Here is a 21,877-nt window from a genome sequence, read left to right as displayed (position 1 = left end):
CCGGCCTGCCTTGGGATTTGGTGCCAAAACGGCCTCCAGCACAATGAAAACGCCGGTATGATGCTATAGAAATGGTAGCAAAAGGGGTGCGGTCGGTGCCGCACCGGCTGGCGGGGCCGTCCCGGCCCCCGGGACCGCCCGGAGGCTGGCATAAAATCGCGGCCCCGAGGCACAGGGGCGCCCCACGCGCCCGACCCAGGTTGACCCCATGAACGTTCCCATAGCGCTGGCTGCCCTGCAGGCGCAGGCCGCCGAGCCCGCCCGCCTGCGAGAGATTCCCTACAACTACACCTCGTTTTCCGACCGGGAAATCGTCATCCGCCTGCTCGGGGCTCCGTCCTGGGACGTGCTCGACCAGCTGCGCCGCGAGCGCCGCACCGGCCGCTCTGCCCGCATGCTCTATGAAGTGCTGGGCGACATCTGGGTGGTGCAGCGCAACCCCTATCTGCAGGACGACCTGCTGGACAACCCCGACCGGCGCAAGCTGCTGGTCGAAGCGCTGGAGCACCGCCTGGCCGAGATCGGCAAGCGCCGCACGCCGGCCGACGACTCCGGCCGCGACCAGCTCGTGGGCCAATTGGTGGAGGCCGCCCGCCGCGCCATCGCCGAGTTCGACGCCACCTTCATCGAGGCGGCGCAACTGCGCCGCCAGGTGCAAAAGCGCCTGGGCCGCCACACGGCCAAGGACAACATCAAGTTCGACGGCCTCTCGCGCGTGTCCCACGTGACCGACGCGACCGACTGGCGCGTCGAATACCCGTTCGTGGTGCTCACCCCCGACACCGAGGCCGAGATGGCCGCGCTGGTCAAGGCCTGCATCGACCTGGAGATGACCATCATCCCGCGCGGCGGCGGCACCGGCTACACCGGCGGCGCCATTCCGCTCACCTGGCGCAGCGTGGTCATCAACACCGAAAAGCTCGAAGCCATGACCGAGGTGGAAATGCGCCGCCTCCCGGGCATGGACCGCGAGGTCGCCACGGTGTGGACCGAGGCCGGCGTGGTCACCCAGCGCGTGGCCGATGCGGCCGAGCGCGCGGGCTACGTGTTCGCCGTGGACCCGACCAGCGCCGAGGCCTCTTGCATCGGCGGCAACATCGCCATGAACGCCGGCGGCAAGAAGGCCGTGCTGTGGGGCACGGCGCTCGACAACCTCGCCAGCTGGCGCATGGTGACGCCCGACGCCCAGTGGCTGGAGGTGACCCGCGTGAACCACAACATGGGCAAGATCCACGACGCCGAGGTGGCCAGCTTCGAGCTGCAGTATTTCGAGGCCGACGGCAGGACGCCGATCCGCACCGAGCGCCTGGACATCCCCGGCAAGACCTTCCGCAAGGAGGGCCTGGGCAAGGACGTGACCGACAAGTTCCTGTCGGGCCTGCCCGGCATCCAGAAAGAGGGCTGCGACGGCCTCATCACCAGCGCGCGCTGGGTGGTGCACCGCATGCCCGAGCACACGCGCACCGTGTGCCTGGAGTTCTTCGGCAACGCCAAGGACGCGGTGCCCAGCATCGTGGAGATCAAGGACTTCATGTTCGCCGAGCAGCAGCGCAGCGGCGTGCTGCTGGCGGGCCTGGAACACCTGGACGACCGCTACCTGAAGGCCGTGGGCTACGCCACCAAGAGCAAGCGGCACGGCGGCGGCCTGCCCAAGATGGTGCTGTTCGGCGACATCGCGGGCGACAACGCCGACGACGTGGCGCGCGTGACCAGCGAGGTCGTGCGGCTGGCCAATTCGCGCTCGGGCGAGGGCTTCGTCGCCATCAGCCCCGAGGCGCGCAAGAAGTTCTGGCTGGACCGCAAGCGCACGGCCGCCATCAGCCGCCACACCAACGCCTTCAAGATCAACGAAGACGTGGTGATCCCGCTGCCGCGCATGGCCGAGTACACCGACGGCATTGAGCGCATCAACATCGAGCTGTCGCTGCGCAACAAGATCGCACTGTGTGATGCGCTGGAAGACTTCTTCCTGCGCGGCAACCTGCCGCTGGGCCGCCAGGACGACGCGCACGAGATCCCGTCGGCCGAGTTGCTGGAAGACCGCGTGGGCCAGGCCGTGGCGCTGGTGGGCGAGGTGCGCGCGCTGTGGACCGGCTGGCTGCGCGACGTGGAGCCGCTCTTCGCTCAGCTGCAGGACCACACGCTGCGCGCCAGCTGGAAGACCCAGTTGCGCGAGCCGCTGGCCAAGATCTTCGCCGGCGCCGCCTTCCAGCCCATCATGGACGAGGCCCAGGCCATCCACCAGCGCGTGCTCAAGGGCCGCGTGTGGGTGGCGCTGCACATGCATGCCGGCGACGGCAACGTGCACACCAACATCCCGGTCAACAGCGACGACTACCGCATGCTGCAGAAGGCCCACGAGGCCGTGGCGCGCATCATGGTGCTGGCCCGCCAGCTCGACGGCGTGATCTCGGGCGAGCACGGCATCGGCATCACCAAGCTGGAATTTTTGACCGACGACGAGCTGCGGCCGTTCGCCGACTACAAGCAGCGCGTGGACCCCGAAGGGCGATTCAACAAAGGCAAGCTGCTACGAAATAAGGAGCATGGTGCCCTAGTGGATATTGCCCGGGAGCCCGGTTCGGCCCGCAACTCGCTGATGTTCGCCGACCTGACCAACGCCTACACGCCGAGCTTCGGCCTGATGGGGCACGAGTCGCTGATCATGCAGCAGAGCGACATCGGCGCCATCGCCGATTCGGTCAAGGACTGCCTGCGCTGCGGCAAGTGCAAACCCGTGTGCGCCACCCACGTGCCGCGCGCCAGCCTGCTGTACAGCCCGCGCAACAAGATCCTCGCTACCTCGCTGCTGGTCGAGGCCTTCCTGTACGAGGAGCAGACGCGCCGGGGCGTGTCGATCAAGCACTGGCAGGAGTTCGAGGACGTGGCCGACCACTGCACCGTGTGCCACAAGTGCTACACGCCGTGCCCGGTCAAGATCGACTTCGGCGACGTGACCATGAACATGCGCAACCTGCTGCGCAAGATGGGCAAGAAGACCTTCCGCCCGGGCAACGCGCTGGCCATGACCATGCTCAACGCCACCAATCCCGACACCATCAAGCTGATGCGCAGCGCCATGGTCGGCGTGGGCTTCAAGGCCCAGCGCATCGCCGTGGACCTGCTGCGCAAGGTGGGCCGCCGCCAGACCGCGCGGCCGCCGGCCACGGTGGGCACCGCGCCGGTCAAGGAGCAGGTGATCCACTTCATCAACAAGAAGCTGCCCGGCGGCCTGCCCAAGAAGACGGCGCGCGCGCTGCTGGACATCGAGAACAAGGACTACGTGCCCATCATCCGCAACCCGGCCACGACCACGGCCGAGACGGAGGCGGTGTTCTACTTTCCCGGCTGCGGCTCCGAGCGCCTGTTCAGCCAGGTGGGCCTGGCCACGCAGGCCATGCTGTGGCATGCGGGCGTGCAGACCGTGCTGCCGCCGGGCTACCTGTGCTGCGGCTACCCGCAGCGCGGCAGCGGCCAGTTCGAGAAGGCTGAAAAGATGATCACCGACAACCGGGTGCTCTTTCACCGTGTGGCCAACACGCTCAACTACCTCGACATCAAGACCGTGGTGGTGAGCTGCGGCACCTGCTACGACCAGCTGCAGGGCTACGACTTCGGCAAGATCTTCCCGGGCAGCCGCATCATCGACATCCACGAATACCTGCTGGAAAAGGGCGTGACCCTGCAGGGCAAGGGCGCCTACCTGTACCACGAGCCCTGCCACAACCCCATGAAGCTGCAGGACTCGGTCAAGACCGTGAAGGCGCTGGTGGGGCCGCAGGTGCTCAAGAGCGAGCGCTGCTGCGGCGAATCCGGCACGCTGGGCGTGACGCGGCCCGACATCTCCACGCAGGTGCGCTTTCGAAAGGAAGAGGAAATCAGGAAGGGCGAGGCCGCGCTGCGGGCCAGCGGCGCCGCGGGCGCGCAGGACAACGTGAAGATCCTCACCAGCTGCCCCAGCTGCCTGCAGGGCCTGAACCGCTACCAGGACGACCTGAACAACGGCCTGCTGGAGGCCGACTACATCGTCGTCGAGATGGCGCGCGAGATCCTCGGCGACCAATGGATGCCCGAATACGTGCAGCGCGCCAATGCGGGCGGCATCGAGCGGGTGCTGGTCTGATGGCGGCCACGGCGCCTTCTGCGGCCACCGTGCCCGATTGCCCGCTGTGCGACGGCGACGGCGGCGCGCTGGTCTGGCGCGGCCCGAAGCTGCGCGTGATCCGCGCGCAGGAGGCCGGCTTTCCAGCCTTCTACCGCGTGGTGTGGAACGCGCACGCGGCGGAGTTCACCGACCTGGACGCGAGCGACCGCCTGCACTGCATGGAGGCCGTGGCGGCGGTGGAGACCGCGCTGCGCGCCCATGTGCAGCCGGACAAGATCAACCTGGCCGCGCTCGGCAACATGGTGCCGCACCTGCACTGGCACGTGATCGCGCGCTTTGCCTGGGACAGCCATTTCCCCGGCGCCGTGTGGGCCACGCCGCAGCGCGACCGCGTGCCCGAACGCGAGGCCGAAGTGGCCGCCCGCCTGGCCGCGGCCGAGGCGGCGATGGCCGCGCAGCTGGCGCAGCTGGCCTGACGCCCAGGCGCTTGAGCCCGCGCAGGGCGCGCTGCCGGCCCGGCCAGGGCGCGGTGGGACAATCGCGCTCCGGCTCCATCGGGCCGCCCGCAGCGGGCACAACGCAAACGCACAGAGGATTTCCATGGCAGGTTTGAAAGCCGGCGCACCCACGCCGCAGTCGATCACGGTGCACGAGGCATCGCGCGTGCTGGAGGTGGTGTTCTCGGACGGTGCGGCCTTCCGCATCCCGTTCGAGCTGATGCGCGTGTACTCGCCCTCCGCCGAGGTGCAGGGCCACGGCCCGGGCCAGGAGGTGCTGCAGACCGGGCAGCGCCACGTCACGCTCGCGGGGCTGGAGCCGGTGGGGAACTATGCGGTCAAGCCCACGTTCTCCGACGGCCACGACACGGGCATCTTCTCGTGGGACTACCTCTACGAACTCGGCCAGCGCCAGGACGCGCTGTGGGCCGACTACCTGCGCCGGCTGGCCGAGGCCGGTGCCGATCGCGACACGCCGATGCCGCCCCGGCGCGGCGGTGGCGGCCATTCGCACGGTTCTGGCGGCTGCGCGCACTGAGGGCGGCGGGCCCGTTCGGCCCGTGCCCCAGCGTCCAAATTGCGACAGATGCCCCATGCAGGTGCGGGGTTGTCGCTGTACGAGCGGGGCCCGCGCCCCTAGCATCGCGGAATGAGCACCACGCATTTCGGATTCCAGTCGGTCGATGAAGCGGAAAAGGCGCGCCGCGTGCGCGGCGTTTTCGACTCCGTCGCATCGAAGTACGACGTCATGAACGACCTCATGTCCGGTGGCCTGCACCGCGCATGGAAGGCCTACACGGTCATGGTCGCCAACCTGCGCGAGGGCCACCGCGTGCTCGACATCGCGGGCGGCACGGGCGATCTCGCGAAGGCCTTCGCCAAGAAGGTGGGCGCATCGGGCGAGGTGGTCCACACCGACATCAACGAAGCCATGCTGCGCGTGGGGCGCGACCGCCTCATCGATGCCGGCGTGGTGCTGCCCACGCTGGTCTGCGATGCCGAGAAGCTGCCCTTTCCCGATGGCCATTTCGATGTGGTGAGCGTGGCCTTCGGCCTGCGCAACATGACGCACAAGGACCAGGCCCTTGCCGAGATGTGCCGCGTGCTCAAGCCGCGCGGCCGCCTGCTCGTGCTGGAGTTCTCCAAGGTGGCCAAGCCGCTGGAGAAGGCCTACGACTGGTATTCCTTCAAGGTGCTGCCCCAGCTGGGCCGGATGGTGGCCGGCGACGACGCGAGCTACCGCTACCTCGCCGAGTCGATCCGCATGCATCCGGGGCAGGAAGAACTCAAAACCCTCATGCAGAAAAATGGCTTTGGGCATGTGGACTATCACAACATGACGGGGGGAATCGTCGCTTTGCATGTTGGAATCAAGTGCTGAGCCGCCTTGCGTTTTCGTTCGCAGCCGGCACGTATCTATAAATTGGAGATGACATGATGAAACTGTGGTCCGTGGCGCTGGTCGCCATGTTGTTGGTGGTGCATGCCGATGCGGATGCGCGCCGCATGGGCGGCGGCAAGTCCGTTGGCAAGCAGTCGAGCAATGTGACGCAGCGCGAGGCGGCTTCGCCTCCACCCGCCGCGCCCGGCGCACCGGCGCAGAACGTCAACAGCGCGGCGGCCGCCAAGCCCGCCGCCGCACCGGCAGCCGCTCCCGCGGCGGCCGCCAAGAAGCCCTGGGGCGCGATGCTCGGCGGACTGGCCGCGGGCCTGGGCCTGGCCTGGCTGGCCCACTCGCTCGGCCTGGGCGCGGGCTTCGGCCAGTTCCTGCTGATCGCGCTGCTGGCGCTGGGGGCCTTCGCCGTGTTCCGCATGTTCATGCGGTCGCGCAAGCCCGCCGAAGGCGGTGGCGCGGGCAATTCGCCCTTCGCCTTCCAGGGCGCCGGCGGCGGTGCCGCTTCGCCGGCCGAGGCGCAGATGCCCCGACAGTACAGCCCGCAGAACGTGGGCAACGATGCCTCCGCGCGGCCCTTCGAGCGCAGCAGCATGGCCTTCGACGCCTCGCGCCAGAGCGGTGGCGGCTCCGGCGTGGTGATCGGCTCGGCGCTGGCCGGCTCGCAGAACTGGGGCGTGCCCGAGGGCTTCGACACCGAAGGCTTCCTGACCGCGGCCAAGCGCAACTTCATCACGCTGCAAGGCGCCTGGGACCGGTCCGACATCGCCGCGCTGCGCTCGATGATGACCGACAGCATGGTGGAGGAGATCCGCACCCAGTTGAGCGAGCGCGAGTCGCTGCGCGGCGCCAGCCAGCCCAACCACACCGACGTGGTCATGCTGGAGGCACAGCTGCTGGGCATCGAGGACCTGGGCGACGGCTACATGGCCAGCGTGGAGTTCTCCGGCATGATCCGCGAGGAACTCTCGGCCGGCCCGAGCCCGTTCCGCGAGGTGTGGAACATGACCAAGCCCAAGAGCGGCGGCAGCGGCTGGCTGGTGGCCGGGGTGCAGGCCCTGCAGTAACCCACCGCAATGGCGCGGCGGGCGCGGGGGTAAAGCCCTCGGTGCCGCGCCCAGTTCGGGGAATAATCGGGGACTATGGCAACACAGTCCCCTTTTTCATTCCTGGATGGGCTTTTCGAGCGCATCGCCGCAGGCCCGCAGCCACCGCAGTGGCTGGTGCACGAGGTGCAGCACCGCCTGGTGCTGTTCCTCAACCACGTGCTCATGCAGGAGCCCGAGGCCATGGACCGCCTCGTGCGCCAGAAGGGGCGCGTGGCGCGGGTGCAGTGGCGGGTCTATTCCATGGCCCTGCAGATCACCCCGGCCGGGCTGCTCGACCTGGCGCCCGAGGGCCAGGTGCCGGACCTGCGCCTGGAGGTGATCGAAACCTCGCCCCTGTCGCTGGCCCAGACCGCGCTGCGCGGTGACAAGCCCGGCATCCGCATCGAAGGCGACGTGCAACTGGCCGCCGACATCAACTGGCTGGTGGACCACGTGCGCTGGGACGTCGAGGAAGACCTGGCCCGCGTGATCGGCGATGCGCCGGCCCATGCCATCGGCTCGGCGGCCCGCCGCGCTGCGCAGGCGCTGCGCCAGTTCGTCGGCGCACGCCGGGGGTCCTCTGCCGGCGAGGCCGGCGGTACCGACCGATTCGCACCATGAGTCGTTTCTTTCGCGGCGTCACCATCGTCTGGGTGGTGCTCCGCTATGGGCTGGACGAGTTGGTCCTGACGAGCTTCCAGAAGCCCTGGCTGCGCCTGGTGGCGCGCATCGTGTCGATCGGCCGCAATCTGGACGCCCCGCGCGGACAGCGTCTGCGCGAGGCGCTGGAGCGGCTGGGCCCGATCTTCGTGAAGTTCGGCCAGGTGCTCTCCACCCGGCGCGACCTGATGCCGCCCGACATCGCCGACGAGCTGGCGCACCTGCAGGACCGCGTGCCGCCCTTCGATCCCGACGTGGCAGTGGCCACCATCGAGCGCGCCTTCCGCCGCCCGCTGGCCGAGGTGTTCGTGTCGTTCGACCGGGTGCCGATCGCCAGCGCGTCCATCGCCCAGGTGCACTTCGCGGTCGTGCGCGACCGCAAGGGCGTGGAGCGCGAGGTGGCCGTCAAGGTGCTGCGCCCGGGCATGCTGCCCGTCATCGAGAACGACCTGGGGCTCATGCGCCTGATGGCCGGGTGGGTGGAGAGCCTGTCGGCCGACGGCAAGCGGCTCAAGCCCCGCCAGGTGGTGGCCGAGTTCGACAACTACCTGCACGACGAGCTGGACCTGGTGCGCGAGGCCGCCAACGCCGCGCAGCTGCGCCGCAACATGCAGGGGCTCGAACTGGTGCTGATCCCCGAGATCCTCTGGGACTTCTGCCACGCCGAGGTGCTGGTGATGGAGCGCATGAAGGGCGTGCCCATCAACCAGATCGAACGCCTTCGGGCCGCGGGGGTGGACATCCCCAAGCTGGCGCGCGACGGGGTCACGATCTTCTTCACCCAGGTGTTTCGCGACGGCTTTTTCCATGCCGACATGCACCCGGGCAACATCCAGGTGAGCCTGGAGCCGGAGACCTTCGGGCGCTACATCTCGCTGGACTTCGGCATCGTCGGCACGCTGACCGAGTTCGACAAGGAATACCTCGCGCAGAACTTCACGGCGTTCTTCCGCCGCGACTACAAACGCGTGGCGGAGCTGCATATCGAAAGCGGCTGGGTGCCGGCCCACACGCGCGTGAACGAGCTGGAAGCGGCCATCCGCACCGTGTGCGAGCCGTACTTCGACCGCCCGCTCAAGGAGATCTCGCTCGGCATGGTGCTCATGCGGCTGTTCCAGACCTCTCGGCGCTTCCATGTGGAGATCCAGCCGCAGCTGGTGCTGCTGCAAAAGACGCTGCTCAACATCGAGGGCCTGGGGCGCCAGCTCGACCCCGACCTGGACCTGTGGAGCACCGCCAAGCCGTTCCTCGAAAAGTGGATGCTCGACCAGATGGGGCCGCAGCGCCTGTGGCGCGAGCTGCGCGCAGAGGCGCCGCGCTTTGCCAAGATGCTGCCCGAGCTGCCGCGCCTGCTGCACGGCTACCTGCGCGAGCGGCCGCACGACCACCGGCGCGAGCTGCTGGAACTGCTGGCCGCGCAAAAACGCACCAACCGCCTGCTGCAAAGCCTGATCTACGGTGGCATGGGATTTGTATTGGGGCTGCTGGCGATGCAGCTGCTGATCCGCGTGCGGCTCTTCTAGCCTTTTTCCGACCCCTCCCTTTTCCCTTACCCCTCCCTACGCGACATACGAGGAGCATGCCGTGCTGTTGACCCTGGTCATTGTCTATCTGCTGATCACCATCGCCATCGGCCTGCTCGCGGCGCGGCGGGTGAAGAACTCGGCGGACTTCGCCATCGCCGGGCGGCACCTGCCGCTTTACATGATCGTGACGACCACGTTCGCCACGTGGTTCGGCTCCGAGACGGTGCTGGGCATTCCGGCCAAGTTCATCGAGGGCGGGCTGGGCAACGTGGTGGAAGACCCGTTCGGCGCGGGCTTCTGCCTGATCCTCGTGGGGCTGTTCTTCGCGGCGCGCCTGTACCGCATGACGCTGCTGACCATCAGCGACTACTACCGCGAGCGCTACGGCCGCGCGGTCGAGATCGTGTGCTCGCTCATCATCATGCTGAGCTACCTGGGCTGGGTGTCGGCGCAGGTGACGGCGCTGGGCCTGGTGTTCAACCTTCTGTCCGGCGGTGCCATCAGCATTCCGGTGGGCATGACCATCGGGGTGGTCTCCATCCTGGCCTACACGCTGTTCGGCGGCATGTGGTCGGTGGCGGTGACGGACTTCATCCAGATGATCATCCTGGTGGGCGGGCTCACGATCATCGCGGTCTTCGCCGGCAACATGGCCGGCGGGGCGGACAAGGTGATCGAGCTGGCCAGCAGCCGCGACCTGTTCCGCTTCCTGCCCGAGCCCAAGCTGCACGACATTCTTTTCTTCATCGCGGCGGGCATCACGATGATGTTCGGCTCCATTCCGCAGCAGGACGTTTTCCAGCGCGTCATGTCGGCCAACAACATCCGGGCGGCCACGCGCGGCCCGGTGATCGGTGGCATCTGCTACATCCTGTTCGCCTTCGTGCCGATGTTCCTGGTGGCCAGTGCGCTCATCATCATGCCGACCGAAACGGCCGAACTGCTCAAGGACGACCCGCAGAAGGTGCTCCCCACGCTGGTGCTGCAAAAGATGCCGTTCATCATGCAGGTGTTCTTCTTTGGTGCGTTGCTGTCCGCCCTCAAGTCCACGGCCTCGGCCACGCTGCTGGCGCCCAGCGTCACATTCACCGAAAACATCTGGCGCCAGTTCCGACCGAACGGCACCGACAGCGACCGCCTGCGCACCATGCGCATCAGCACGCTGGTGTTCAGCGCCCTGGTGCTGGCCTATTCGATCCACATGCAGGGCACGTCGATCTACGAACTGGTGTCGGGTGCCTACCAGGTGCCGCTGGTGGGCGCCTTCGTGCCGCTGGTCTTCGGCCTGTACTGGAAGCGCGCGACGACCCAGGGCGCCATCCTGGCCATCATCGCGGGCCTGTCGTCGTGGCTGCTGTTCCTGGCCACGCCGGCCGGCGCCGTGTTCCCAGCCCAGCTGGCGGGCGTGCTGGCCGCCACGGCGGGCATGCTGATCGGTTCGCTGGCGCCGCAGGGGCTGCGCAACGTGCGCGCTTCGCACCACCCGGTGGCAGGGGCGGAGCAGGCGTGAAGGGGCTTGGGTGCGGTGCCTATAATTGAAGGTTTTGCACTTTCCATCGCACACGCTCAAGATGCCTATCTATGCTTATAAATGCGGTTCCTGTGGCCACGCCAAGGATGTGCTGCAAAAAATGTCCGACGCGCCGCTCACGGTGTGCCCGGCCTGCGGGGCCGAGGCCTTCTCCAAGCAGGTGACCGCAGCCGGTTTCCAGCTCAAGGGCTCGGGCTGGTACGTGACCGATTTCCGCGGCGGCAATACCGGCGGCGCCAGCGCCAAGCCCGATGCGGCGGCCTCCGACGGTGCAGCGCCTGCCGCTGCGTCTGGCGGCGACAGCGCCCCCAAGAAGGAAGCGGCGGCTCCCGCGCCAGCCCCCGCGCCGGCCGCCAGCATTTCCGACACCAAGAAGAACTGAACGGCCCCGGATGTCCGCTTTGCGCAAATGGCTGTTCACCGGCCTTCTGGTCATCGTTCCCGGCGTCATCACGGCCTGGGTGCTGAACTGGATCGTGAGCACGCTCGACCAGACCCTGCAGATCCTGCCCGGCTCCTGGCAGCCCGACAAGCTGCTGGGCTTTCACATTCCCGGCTTCGGGGTGCTGCTCACCCTGGGCATCCTGCTCGCGGTGGGCGCGCTCACCAGCAACTTCGCGGGGCGCAAGCTGGTGGAGTGGGGCGATGCCCTGGTGAGCCGCATCCCAGTGGTGCGCTCGATCTACTCCAGCGTCAAGCAGGTGTCGGACACGCTCTTTTCCGAGGGCGGCAACGCCTTTCGCACCGCCGTGCTGGTGCAATGGCCGCGCGAGGGCGTGTGGACGGTGGCGTTCATCACCGGCACGCCGAGCGGCGAAGTGGCGGCCTACCTGCGCGATGAATACGTGAGCGTCTATGTTCCCACCACCCCCAACCCGACGGGCGGCTACTTCGTGATCCTGCGCAAGAGCGATTGCATCGAACTCGAAATGAGCGTCGATGCGGCACTCAAGTACATCGTCTCCATGGGGGTGGTCGCACCCCCGGATCTCACGCCGCCCGATTCCCGATAACACCTCGTCGCATGCCCGCTTGCCGCGGGCGTGCGGAAACCTTGTCGCGCTCCACGAGGGCGCAGGAAGACTCTCCAATGGCCATGCGTTCCCACTACTGCGGTCTCGTCACCGAAGCCCTCCTGGGCCAAACCGTCACCCTCGCGGGCTGGGTGAACCGCCGCCGCGACCATGGCGGCGTGATCTTCATCGACCTGCGCGACCGCGAAGGCTACGTGCAGGTGGTGTGCGACCCCGACCGCGCCGAGATGTTCAAGACGGCCGAAGGCGTGCGCAACGAGTTCTGCGTGCAGGTCAAGGGCCTGGTGCGCGCGCGCCCCGAGGGCACGACCAACGACAGCCTCAAGAGCGGCAAGATCGAGGTGCTGTGCCATGAGCTGAACGTGCTCAACCCGTCGGTCACGCCCCCCTTCCAGATCGACGAGGAAAACCTGTCGGAAACCACGCGCCTCACGCACCGCGTGCTGGACCTGCGCCGTCCGTACATGCAGAACAACCTGATGCTGCGCTACCGCGTGTCGATGGAGGTGCGCAAGTTCCTCGACGCCAACGGCTTCGTGGACATCGAAACCCCCATGCTCACCAAGAGCACGCCCGAAGGCGCACGCGATTACCTGGTGCCCAGCCGCGTGCACGACGGCCAGTTCTTCGCGCTGCCGCAGTCGCCCCAGCTGTTCAAGCAGCTCTTGATGGTGGCCGGCTTCGACCGCTACTACCAGATCACCAAGTGCTTCCGCGACGAAGACCTGCGCGCCGATCGCCAGCCCGAGTTCACCCAGATCGATATCGAAACGTCGTTCATGGAAGAGCAGGACATCCGCGACATGTTCCAGGGCATGATCAAGACGGTGTTCCAGAACACGCTGGGCGTGGATCTGGGCGAGTTCCCGGTCATGACGTACCAGGACGCGGCCTACCGCTACGGCTCCGACAAGCCCGACCTGCGCGTGAAGCTCGAATTCACCGAACTGACCGAGGTGATGAAGGACGTGGACTTCAAGGTGTTCTCGGGCGCGGCCAACATGAAGGGCGGCCGCGTGGTGGCCCTGCGCGTGCCCGGCGGCGCGCGCGAGACCGGCGGCCTCTCGCGCGGCGAGATCGACGGCTACACCGAGTTTGTGAAGATCTACGGCGCCAAGGGCCTGGCCTACATCAAGGTCAACGAGCTGGCCAAGGGGCGCGACGGCCTGCAGTCGCCCATCGTCAAGAACATCCATGACGCGGCCATCGCCGAAATCCTGAAGCGCACCGGCGCACAGGACGGTGACCTGCTGTTCTTCGGCGCCGACAAGGAAAAGGTCGTCAACGACGCCATCGGCGCGCTGCGCATCAAGATCGGCCACAGCGAGTTCGGCAAGAAGAACGGCCTGTTCGAGGACCGCTGGGCGCCGCTGTGGGTGGTGGACTTCCCGATGTTCGAGTTCGACGAGGACTCGCAGCGCTACACCGCCGTGCACCACCCCTTCACCGCGCCCAAGGACGGCCACGAGGACTGGATGGTCACCGCGCCCGAAAAGTGCATCTCCAAGGGCTACGACATGGTGCTCAACGGCTGGGAGATGGGCGGCGGCTCCGTCCGTATCCACCGCGCCGACGTGCAGCAGAAGGTGTTCGACGCCCTCAAGATCACGCCCGAGGAAGCGCAGCAGAAGTTCGGCTTCCTGCTGGACGCCCTGCAGTACGGCGCGCCACCCCACGGCGGCCTGGCCTTCGGCCTGGACCGCATCGTCACGCTGATGACGGGTGCCGAGTCGATCCGCGACGTGATCGCCTTCCCCAAGACGCAGCGCGCGCAGTGCCTGCTGACGCAGGCGCCGAGCCCGGTGGACGAAAAGCAGCTGCGCGAGCTGCACATCCGCCTGCGCAACCCCGACGCGGTCAAGTCGGCCTGATCCGCCAGGCGCACGGCCGATCCCCCGGGACCGTCGAAGCGATAGACCCCCAAGCGGCAGGAGCGTCATGTTCCTGCCGCTTTTTTTCCATTGAAGGACGCGTTGATGCAAACCCGCAAAGTGACCCGGCTCTCCGTGACTCTGCTGGCCCTGGTGGCTGCGCTGGCCGGCTGTGGCGAGAAAAAGACCGAGCTGGGGCAGGGCGGCTCCGTCGTCACCGGCTCGGCCGGCCCGGAAGGGGCGCGCAACGCCGCGCGCGAGCTGGTGCGTTGTGACGCGCCCGTGGCCACGCTGGCGCTGGCCGAGAACCCGAACGGCTACATCATGGGGTCGGGCTACCAGCTTCCGGCCTCGCCCGTGCCGCTGATCAAGCTGCTGGCGCAGCAAAGCGGCTGCTTTCGCGTGGTGGACCGTTCCGCAGGCCTGCGGGGCACGGTGCAGGAGCAGGACCTGAAGGACGCGGGCGTGCTGCGCAAGAACTCCACGGTGCAAAAGGGCCGGGGCTACGAGGCGCAGTACACGCTCACGCCCAGCCTCACGTTCAGTGAGCAGGACGCGGGCCGGGGTCTGTCCGGCGTCATCGCCATGATTCCGGTGCTGCGCGACATCGCGGGCCTAGCCGGCCTGGTGGAGCAGGTCAAGTTCAAGGAAGCGCAGACGGCCCTGCTGCTGTCCGACAACGAGACCACCGAGCAGGTGGCGGCCTCCACCGGCGCGGCACGCTCCACCGACCTGGGCGTGGGCGGGCTGGTGTTCGGCAAGCTGGGCGGGGCGGCCGGCGCGGGCTGGAGCAATACCAACGAGGGCAAGGTGATCGCCGCGGCCTTCCTGGATGCGCACAACCAGCTCGTCACGCAGGTGCGCGCGCTGCAGGCCAAGGAAATGCCGCCGCCCGTGGCCACGGCCCGCAAATCCTCGGGAAGCTGATGGGCCGGGCGCGGCGGCTCAGGGGGCTACCGGGCCGCCTAGGCGGGTGATGCGGAAGGGACCGGAACAGGGTACGGGGGTGTGGCACGCATTGTGCTGCTGTCTTCGGCCCCGTCGTGCAGACCCTGTCTGGATGGCAAAGGGCAAACCCCATGCCGATGGCGTGTGGATTCCGCCATGCATGCATCACAATCTGGGCCATCGCCCAGGCAAAAGGACTTCCTGTGTCTCACGCGTCTCCCTTTCTGGCCACCCCCGAGCAATGGTTGCGGTACATGCCGGCGGCGCAGCACCAGCGACAGGAATTGAGACTGGTCGAGAATGCATGGGACCACCTGTCCTTGCTGTCGTCCCTGTCGCTGCTGTCTTCCAAAGCCTCCTCCGGCCATGACTTGGCGCAGGCCCGCAGGGACTTCGCCGCCCTGTCGGCCGACCTGATGCGCGGGCTGGCCGGCGAGGCGCTCAAGAACCGGATCAGCGATCTCGCGTCGCGCGCCCAGGTCTGCATCGACGTGCTGGTGCGCAACCTTTTCGAGCGCACGGCCGACATCGGCTTTTTCGCCACCGACGTGGGCGTGGCCGAGTTCCTGGGCCACCCCGACCCCGACACCCGCCCCACCATTGCCGCCCGGCTGCGCGAATACGCCGACAAGTACACGGTGTACGGCAACATCTTCCTGTTCGACACCGCCGGCCGGCCGTGCGCCCAGTTGCATGCGGTGGAGCCGGTCGCGTCCGAGGCGCAGCGGCAGGCCGACCAGGCGTTTCTGCAGTCGGTGCTGCACAGCCATGCGCCCTATGTGGAGCACTACGCGGTGCACGGCTTCAGCGGCGAGGCCGGCAAAACGCTCATGTACGCGCGGCGCGTGGATTTCGAGGGGCATGCCGTGGGCGTGCTGTGCCTGCAGTTCAAGCTGGCCGACGAAATGCCGGCCATCTTCGCCTCGGTGCAGGACGGCGGCGGCCCGCAGGGGCAGGGCTGCGACGCCGTGCTCGCGCTCACGGACGGCCAGGGCCGCGTGCTGGTGTCCAGCGACCCGCTGCAGTTGCCGGCCGGCTGGCCGCTGCCGCAGGCCGCCGCCGCCGGGGTGCAGCCGATCCACCATGCGAGCCGGCGCTACCTGATGGCCGTGCGCGACACCGAGGGCTTCCAGGGCTATGCCGGGCCGGGCTGGCGCGGCGTGGCGCTGCTGCCGCTGGACGTGGCCTTCGACGAGGCGGCCCAGGGCGACGCCGGCGCTTTCCCGGTCGAACTGGCGGGCCACGCCGATGTGCTGTCGCAGGAGCTGCGCGACATTCCGGCGCGGTCCGCCACCATCCAGTCGGCGCTGGAGCGCTCGGTGTGGAACGGCCTGCTGGACCTGCACCAGCTCGGGGGCGATTCGGCGGCGCCGCGCGAGCTGCAGTTCGCCAAGACCTTGCTGTCCGAGATTGGCGCCACCGCCCGCAAGACGGCGCTGGCCTTCGCCGGTGCCCTGCAGGACCTGTACGGCGTGGTCATGCGTTCGCTGCTGAGCGATGCCCGGGGCCGCGCGTCGCTGGCGATGCAGATCCTGGACCGCAACCTGTACGAGCGGGCCAACGACTGCCGCTGGTGGGCGTTGACGCCGCAATTCGCCCGCACCCTGGAGGCCGGCACGCCGGGCTGCGAACAGGCCACCGCGGTGCTGCAGGGCATCAACCGGCTCTACACCGTGTACGCCTGCCTGGTGCTGTTCGACCGCGAGGGCCGCGTGGTGGCCGTCTCCCAGCCCGGCCAGGCGCGGCAGGTGGGCACCTCGCTGGACGAGGAATGGGTCGGCCGCTGCCTGCGCCTGCAGGGCAGCCAGGGTTACGTGGTGAGCCGCTACGCGCCGAGCCGGTTCTACGGCCAGGGCCCTACCTTCGTCTATGCCGCTGCGGTGCGCGGCGAAGGCAATGGCCGCGGCGCCACGGGTCCGTTGCTGGGCGGCATTGCCATCGTCTGGGATGCGGCCGAGCAGCTGTCGTCCATCCTGGCCGACTGCGCGGGGGGGGCGGGCGGGCGCGACGTGCTGGCGTTCGTCGATGCGCAGGGCGCGGTGGTCTGCGCCACGGGCAGCGAGGCGCAGGCTGCGATGCCCGCCTGGGCGGCCGGCCGCACCGAGCCGCGCATGGCGGTCCTGGGCCGCCACCTGTACGCCACGGGGTTCGCGCGGGGCCAGGGCTATCGCGAGTTCCGCGCGCAGGACGGCTACGACCACGGACTGGGCTGCGCGGTGCTGCGCCACGTGTGCGAGCACCAGGCCGCCGCGGCGCTGGCGCCCGCGCTGGCCACGTTGCCCGGCGCGCGCATCGAGGCGGCGCAGGGCCTGCAACTGGCATCGTTTCGCATGGGCGCGCAGTGGTTCGGGCTGGAGGCCGCCTCGGTGGTGGAGGCCGCACCCGACGTGACCGTGCTGCACGCGGGCGGCCTGCGCGCGCCGTTCCTCGGCCTGGCGCAGATCGGCCACCGCGTGTGCCCGGTGGTGGACCTGCGCAGCGTGATCGCCGCGCCGGCAGGCCAGGCGCATGCGCCGGCCCCGCGCGAGGGCGACCCCAACCGCCAGATCGTGGTGGTGCGCGCGACCCTGGACGACGGGCGCATGCAAGAGTTCGCGCTGCGGGTGGATGCGCTCGGCGCCATCCTCGAACTGGACCGCCGCACGCTGCAGCCGGTGGGGGTGGGAGCGGTTGCCGGGGCGGCGCCCTTGATCGATGCCGTGGTGCCGGTCGCCACGGCGGGCGAGCCGGCCGGCCGGGCCATGCTCTGTCGCATCTCGCCGCAGTGGCTGCAGCAGTGCGCGGCCGGGGCGCTGGCGGATGCGCCCCGGCAGGACCTGCAGTCCTTGCTCGCCGCGGCGGCCTGATCCCGTTGCCGGGCGCGTTCAAGATCCCCGAGTCGGTGCTGGTGGTGGTCCACACCCCGGCACTGGACGTGTTGCTGATCCACCGGGCGGGCGGTGGCGACCACTGGCAGTCGGTCACCGGCAGCAAGGACTGGCCCGAGGAGCCCTTCGAGGATGCAGCGGTGCGCGAAGTGCGCGAGGAAACGGGCATCGATGCCCGCGCCCCCGGCTGCGCGCTGACCGACTGGGCGCTTGAAAACGTCTACGACATCTGGCCGCAGTGGCTGCATCGCTATGCGCCGGGCGTGGTGCGCAACCGCGAGCGGCTGTTCGGCCTGTGCGTCCCAGAGGGCACGCCGGTGGTGCTGAGCCCGCGCGAGCACGTGGCGTGGCGCTGGCTGCCTTGGCGCGATGCGGCGCTGGCCTGTTTCTCCCCCTCCAATGCCGAGGCCTGCCTGATGCTGCCCCGGTTCGTGCCGCCGGCCTGACCGCGGCCTCCTGGCCAGTGCTACATCGGCCGCAGGCGCAGCACCGCCGCGAGATCGGCCGGTTCGGGCAGTGGCGAGGCGGGTGACGAAGGCGAGGAGGGCGTGGCGGCGGGCGTGCTGGCGGCGCTGGACGTGCGCAGCACCAGCTCGCCCGGCTTTCTTTCGGTGGCCTGGCCCAGCACGGCGCGCGGCGTGGTCGGGCCGCAGCGCGAGCGCAGGGCGTCGATGGCCGCCTGCCGCGCCGCAGCGTCGTCGATGCGGGCGGCGTGCCGGGTCAGCATCTGCTGCGCCAGGTCCAGCAGCTTGGTGTTGAGCGTGGTGCCGGCGGCGTCCAGCAGTTGCGCCACCGCGCCGCCGGGGTCGCCCGACAGGCTGAGCGCCACCGCGTTCTCGGCGGCCTTGTTGATCTGGAGCAGGCAGCCGCGCACGATGTCCGAGTAGTCGGGGTGGACCAGGCAGGCATTGGCCATCAGCTCGCACAGGCCGCGCGTGTTGGCGTAGCGCATGCCGATGGCGGTGACCCACGCCGGCCCCTCCTGCAGGTCGATGGAGGTGGCGGCCAGCACGGCCAGCAGGCTGCTCAGGTTGCAGGCGGCTTCGTAGTCGAATTCGCCGATGCCGATCTCGCGCGCCATGGCGCGCACCCCCGCCACGGCCTGGGCGAACTGGCGCTGCTGGATCTGCTGCAGCGCCGCCACGATTTCGCTGAAGCGCTGCACGCGGCGGCTGTCGCCATGGCGCTCCAGGATGCGCACGAAGTCGGCCATGCAGCGCTCCAGGCCCTTGCGGTCGTTGCCCGTGAAGTGCGCGAAGGCCAACAGCACCAGCGACTGGTAGTCGAACAGCTTGGAGTCGATGCCCAGCACCGCGGCGCGCGACAGGGCCTTGGCCGCCGTTTCGCGGTCGCCCATGTAGTGGGCCATCATGCCGAGCTTTTGCAGCCGCACCACCGAGTCCGGCGTGAGGCCGCTGGCCGTGCGGTAGGTGGCCATGGCGTCCTCGAAATGGCCCATCTCGACCTGCGCGCGCCCGAGCACGTCGTAGGCGTCGGCGAACGAGGCGTCCTCCCCGATCAGGCCCTGCAAGGTGGTGATGGCCCGCGGCGCCTGGCCGGACTCGATCTGCGCCCGCGCCACCCCCAGCTTGGCCCAGGGCAGGGCGCGCGCCTCGATCACCGCCTCGAACAGGGTGCGGGCCTCGTCGTGCCGCGCCAGGCGCAGCAGCAGCTCGGTGCCGATGCGCGCGGCATACAGCCAGTAGGGCTTGCGCGCCTCGAAGCGCTCCACGCACAGCTGCGCGGCGGCCTCGAAGTCCTCCCGCCCGATGGCATCGAAGATCGGGCGCAGGTGGGTCTTGCGCAGGCGCGCCAGGCCCAGCCGCTCGAACAGCGCGCTGGGTGTGAAGGGCTTGAGCAGGTAGCCGTCCAGCGCGGATTCGGCCGCCTCGGCCACCGCGGCGTAGGAGGCCTCGGCGGTGACCATGAAGAACACGGTGGAAAATGGCAGCATCTGGGCGCGCCGCAGGTCGTCCAGCAGCGTCTGGCCGGACTGCCCGGATTCGGCGAAATACTGCTCGCACAGCACGTAGTCGAACACGGTGTGCTCCAGCCGGCTGCGTGCGTCCTGCACCCTGCTGCACTGCACCACGCGGTGGATGCCGTATTCGCGCAACTGCGCCACCAGGATGCTGCGCGAGGTCGCGTTGCTGTCGATCACCAGCGCCTGGGATTCCGTGGAGTCTGGTTCTTTGGCGGTGGCCATGGCGGTGCGGCGCGCGTCCCGGTGAGCAAAGAGCACAGTGTAGGGCGCGCGGCGCCGGCCAGAGGGTGGAAAAAAGGCCCTTCCCGCCGGCTGACACCGGAACGACGCGCGGCTGCGACACAATCGCGCCATGGACCCCTCCGACATCCTGCGCGTCGCCACCTACAACATCCACAAGGGGGTGCAGGGCCTGGGCCCGGCCCGCCGCCTCGAGATCCACAACCTGGGGCATGCCGTCGAGCAGCTCGACGCCGACATCGTGTGCCTGCAGGAGGTGCGCAAGATGCACCGCCGCGAACAGCAGTACTTCCAGCGCTGGCCCGACATGCCCCAGGCCGAGTTCCTGGCGCCCGAGGGCTACGAGGCGGTGTACCGCACCAATGCCGTCACCCGCCATGGCGAGCACGGCAATGCGCTGCTGTCGCGTTGGCCCGTGATCGGGCACCGGCACGAGGACATCTCCGACCACCGCTTCGAGCAGCGCGGCCTGCTGCACGTGGAGGTCGAGATCCACGGCCGCCGCGTGCATGCCATCGTGGTGCACCTGGGCCTGATCCCCGGCAGCCGCGTGCGCCAGGTGGCGCAGTTGCAGCGTTTCATCGCCCGCGAGGTGCCGCCGGACGAGCCGCTGGTGGTGGCGGGCGATTTCAACGACTGGGGCCTGCAGGTCAAGCGTGCGCTGGCGGCCTGCGGGCTGTACGAGTACGAGGAGGCGCCCCGCACCTTCACCTACCCGGCCCGCCTGCCCATGGTGCAGCTCGACCACGTGTACGTGCGCGGGCTCACGCCGCTCGGCCTGCACGTGCCGCGCGGGCGCATCTGGTGGCGCATGTCGGACCACCTGCCGCTCATCGCCGAGTTCCGCCTGTGAGCCGCGGGGGGCTTTGAGCCATGTCGCATGCCGCCGTGCTCGGCGCGGACCACCGCGTCCGCTTGCTGCAGGGGTCCGAGGAGCTGTTCGCGGCCCTCGTGGCCGACATGGACGCCGCCACGTCCGACATCCAGTTCGAGACCTACATCTTCGACTGCACCGGCACGGGCGCCGGCATTGCCGAGGCGCTGGTGCGCGCGGCCGAACGCGGCGTGCGCGTGCACCTGGTGGTGGACGGCGTGGGCACCGGCTCGCTGCCCGGCCCGTGGCCCGAGCGCTTCCAGGCCGCGGGCGTGCAGATGCAGGTGTATTCGCCGGTCGGCACGCTGGGCCTGCTGCTGCCCCACCGCTGGCGCCGGCTGCACCGCAAGCTGTGCGTGGTGGACGGCTGCGTGCTGTTTTGCGGCGGCATCAACGTGCTGGACGACCTGCACGACCCCAACCACGGCGTGCTGGAAGCCCCGCGCTTCGATTTCGCGGTGCGTGCCGAGGGCCGGCTGGTGGAGCAGGCCGACGAGGCCATGCAGCACGTGTGGTGGCGGCTCAAGGCGGTGCGCGACGCGCGCCGCCACCGCCTGGCCGATGCGCTGCGCGACCTGCGCGCGGCCGCCCAGGCCCGGCGCGCGCAGGAGGACGCGGACGACGCGGGCCCCCGCATGCGGGCCGCGCTGGTGCTGCGCGACAACCTGCGCAACCGCAGCCGCATCGAACGCGCCTACCGCCGCGCCATCGCCAACGCGCGGCACGAAATCATCATCGCCAATGCCTATTTCGTGCCCGGCGGCAAGCTGCGCCGCGCGCTGGTGCTGGCCGCGCGCCGCGGCGTGCGCGTGCGCCTGCTGCTGCAGGGGCGCTACGAATACTTCATGCAGTACCACGCTGCCCGGCCCGTGTACGGCGCGCTGCTGAAGGCCGGCGTGGAGATCCACGAGTATTCGCCCAGCTTCCTGCACGCCAAGGTGGCGGTGGTCGATGCGCTGGGCGAACACCCCTGGGCGACCGTGGGCTCGTCCAACCTCGACCCGCTGTCGCTGCTGCTGGCGCGCGAGGCCAACGTGGTGATCGAGGACGCGGGCTTCGCCGCCGACCTGCGCGAACGCCTGGTGCACGCCATGGAGCATGCCGGCCAGCGCATGGACCCGCGCGCCTACGCCGAGCGCCCCTGGCGCCAGCGCGCGCTGGACCGCATCGCCTTCGCCATCATGCGCGCCGCGCTCTGGGTGACCGGCAACCGCTACTGAGCCGGTGCGGCTTGGGTTTGACGCTATTATTTTTATAGC

At 69.0% G+C, this 21,877-nt stretch carries 17 protein-coding genes; 16 read left to right on the top strand and 1 reads right to left on the bottom strand.

Annotated elements, in window-relative coordinates; all coding sequences use genetic code 11:
* Positions 1-208: 208 nt before the first annotated feature.
* From AVMA1855_RS04225 to nudB, 14 genes are all read left to right on the top strand, one after another.
* A complete protein-coding gene (locus AVMA1855_RS04225; RefSeq protein WP_284424726.1) occupies positions 209-4,123 on the top strand; it encodes a DUF3683 domain-containing protein in 3,915 nt (1,304 codons plus the stop codon).
* Positions 4,123-4,581 (top strand): HIT family protein, encoded by a 459-nt coding sequence (locus tag AVMA1855_RS04220; protein ID WP_284424725.1) that lies wholly within the window; start codon positions 4,123-4,125, stop codon positions 4,579-4,581. The genes AVMA1855_RS04225 and AVMA1855_RS04220 overlap by 1 nt, the downstream gene beginning before the upstream one ends.
* A gap of 124 nt (positions 4,582-4,705) precedes the next feature.
* The gene (locus AVMA1855_RS04215) at positions 4,706-5,140 is read left to right on the top strand and encodes a gamma-butyrobetaine hydroxylase family protein (RefSeq protein ID WP_284424724.1); all 435 of its coding nucleotides are present in this window, start codon (positions 4,706-4,708) and stop codon (positions 5,138-5,140) included.
* Between the two features lie 111 nt (positions 5,141-5,251).
* Positions 5,252-5,983, top strand: coding sequence for a bifunctional demethylmenaquinone methyltransferase/2-methoxy-6-polyprenyl-1,4-benzoquinol methylase UbiE (ubiE, locus tag AVMA1855_RS04210; protein WP_284405490.1), 732 nt, complete (start codon positions 5,252-5,254; stop codon positions 5,981-5,983).
* A 53-nt stretch (positions 5,984-6,036) separates the two neighbouring features.
* Positions 6,037-7,062: a Tim44 domain-containing protein gene (locus AVMA1855_RS04205; protein ID WP_272565476.1), complete on the top strand. Its 1,026-nt coding sequence runs from the start codon at positions 6,037-6,039 to the stop codon at positions 7,060-7,062.
* Positions 7,063-7,137: 75 nt separating this feature from the next.
* Positions 7,138-7,704, top strand: a complete 567-nt coding sequence (locus tag AVMA1855_RS04200) for a hypothetical protein (RefSeq protein ID WP_284393776.1) — start codon at positions 7,138-7,140, stop codon at positions 7,702-7,704.
* Entirely contained in the window at positions 7,701-9,266 is a 1,566-nt protein-coding gene (gene ubiB, locus AVMA1855_RS04195; protein WP_284393778.1) for a ubiquinone biosynthesis regulatory protein kinase UbiB, read from the top strand. Before AVMA1855_RS04200 ends, ubiB begins: the two co-directional genes overlap by 4 nt.
* 61 nt (positions 9,267-9,327) lie before the next feature.
* Positions 9,328-10,779, top strand: a complete 1,452-nt coding sequence (locus tag AVMA1855_RS04190; protein ID WP_284424723.1) for a high affinity choline transporter 1 — start codon at positions 9,328-9,330, stop codon at positions 10,777-10,779.
* Between the two features lie 61 nt (positions 10,780-10,840).
* On the top strand, positions 10,841-11,182 hold the full coding sequence (locus AVMA1855_RS04185; protein WP_284424722.1) for an FmdB family zinc ribbon protein: 342 nt from the start codon (positions 10,841-10,843) through the stop codon (positions 11,180-11,182).
* A 10-nt stretch (positions 11,183-11,192) separates the two neighbouring features.
* On the top strand, positions 11,193-11,813 hold the full coding sequence (locus AVMA1855_RS04180) for a DUF502 domain-containing protein (protein WP_272565470.1): 621 nt from the start codon (positions 11,193-11,195) through the stop codon (positions 11,811-11,813).
* Positions 11,814-11,890: 77 nt separating this feature from the next.
* Entirely contained in the window at positions 11,891-13,705 is a 1,815-nt protein-coding gene (gene aspS, locus AVMA1855_RS04175) for an aspartate--tRNA ligase (RefSeq protein WP_284424721.1), read from the top strand.
* Positions 13,706-13,810: 105 nt separating this feature from the next.
* Entirely contained in the window at positions 13,811-14,632 is an 822-nt protein-coding gene (locus AVMA1855_RS04170; protein ID WP_272565468.1) for a CsgG/HfaB family protein, read from the top strand.
* A gap of 224 nt (positions 14,633-14,856) precedes the next feature.
* Positions 14,857-17,499, top strand: coding sequence for a chemotaxis protein CheW (locus AVMA1855_RS04165; protein ID WP_284424720.1), 2,643 nt, complete (start codon positions 14,857-14,859; stop codon positions 17,497-17,499).
* Between the two features lie 5 nt (positions 17,500-17,504).
* Positions 17,505-17,966, top strand: coding sequence for a dihydroneopterin triphosphate diphosphatase (gene nudB / locus AVMA1855_RS04160; RefSeq protein ID WP_284424719.1), 462 nt, complete (start codon positions 17,505-17,507; stop codon positions 17,964-17,966).
* 20 nt (positions 17,967-17,986) lie between these two features.
* Here the strand turns inward: nudB and AVMA1855_RS04155 are convergent, their stop codons facing one another.
* A complete protein-coding gene (locus AVMA1855_RS04155) occupies positions 17,987-19,726 on the bottom strand; it encodes a response regulator (protein WP_284424718.1) in 1,740 nt (579 codons plus the stop codon).
* A gap of 130 nt (positions 19,727-19,856) precedes the next feature.
* On the opposite strand from AVMA1855_RS04155, the gene AVMA1855_RS04150 reads away from it, so the two are divergent.
* Together AVMA1855_RS04150 and clsB are read left to right on the top strand one after the other, a co-directional pair.
* Entirely contained in the window at positions 19,857-20,597 is a 741-nt protein-coding gene (locus AVMA1855_RS04150) for an endonuclease/exonuclease/phosphatase family protein (protein WP_284405500.1), read from the top strand.
* A gap of 20 nt (positions 20,598-20,617) precedes the next feature.
* Complete coding sequence (gene clsB, locus AVMA1855_RS04145; protein WP_284393791.1) at positions 20,618-21,838, top strand: cardiolipin synthase ClsB; 1,221 nt, start codon at positions 20,618-20,620, stop codon at positions 21,836-21,838.
* The last annotated feature ends 39 nt before the right edge of the window (positions 21,839-21,877 follow it).

The sequence above is a fragment of the Acidovorax sp. SUPP1855 genome (assembly GCF_030158955.1).
Taxonomy (GTDB): Bacteria; Pseudomonadota; Gammaproteobacteria; order Burkholderiales; family Burkholderiaceae_C; genus Paracidovorax.
This window is presented reverse-complemented; position numbering and strand designations above follow the sequence as displayed.

Bases quoted from the DNA above. Each gene is read 5' to 3' on its own strand.
- AVMA1855_RS04225 (WP_284424726.1), top strand. From the start codon at position 209: ATGAACGTTCCCATAGCGCTGGCTGCCCTGCAGGCGCAGGCCGCCGAG.
- AVMA1855_RS04220 (WP_284424725.1), top strand. From the start codon at position 4,123: ATGGCGGCCACGGCGCCTTCTGCGGCCACCGTGCCCGATTGCCCGCTG.
- AVMA1855_RS04215 (WP_284424724.1), top strand. From the start codon at position 4,706: ATGGCAGGTTTGAAAGCCGGCGCACCCACGCCGCAGTCGATCACGGTG.
- ubiE (WP_284405490.1), top strand. From the start codon at position 5,252: ATGAGCACCACGCATTTCGGATTCCAGTCGGTCGATGAAGCGGAAAAG.
- AVMA1855_RS04205 (WP_272565476.1), top strand. From the start codon at position 6,037: ATGATGAAACTGTGGTCCGTGGCGCTGGTCGCCATGTTGTTGGTGGTG.
- AVMA1855_RS04200 (WP_284393776.1), top strand. From the start codon at position 7,138: ATGGCAACACAGTCCCCTTTTTCATTCCTGGATGGGCTTTTCGAGCGC.
- ubiB (WP_284393778.1), top strand. From the start codon at position 7,701: ATGAGTCGTTTCTTTCGCGGCGTCACCATCGTCTGGGTGGTGCTCCGC.
- AVMA1855_RS04185 (WP_284424722.1), top strand. From the start codon at position 10,841: ATGCCTATCTATGCTTATAAATGCGGTTCCTGTGGCCACGCCAAGGAT.
- AVMA1855_RS04180 (WP_272565470.1), top strand. From the start codon at position 11,193: ATGTCCGCTTTGCGCAAATGGCTGTTCACCGGCCTTCTGGTCATCGTT.
- aspS (WP_284424721.1), top strand. From the start codon at position 11,891: ATGGCCATGCGTTCCCACTACTGCGGTCTCGTCACCGAAGCCCTCCTG.
- AVMA1855_RS04170 (WP_272565468.1), top strand. From the start codon at position 13,811: ATGCAAACCCGCAAAGTGACCCGGCTCTCCGTGACTCTGCTGGCCCTG.
- AVMA1855_RS04155 (WP_284424718.1), bottom strand. From the start codon at position 19,726: ATGGCCACCGCCAAAGAACCAGACTCCACGGAATCCCAGGCGCTGGTG.
- AVMA1855_RS04150 (WP_284405500.1), top strand. From the start codon at position 19,857: ATGGACCCCTCCGACATCCTGCGCGTCGCCACCTACAACATCCACAAG.
- clsB (WP_284393791.1), top strand. From the start codon at position 20,618: ATGTCGCATGCCGCCGTGCTCGGCGCGGACCACCGCGTCCGCTTGCTG.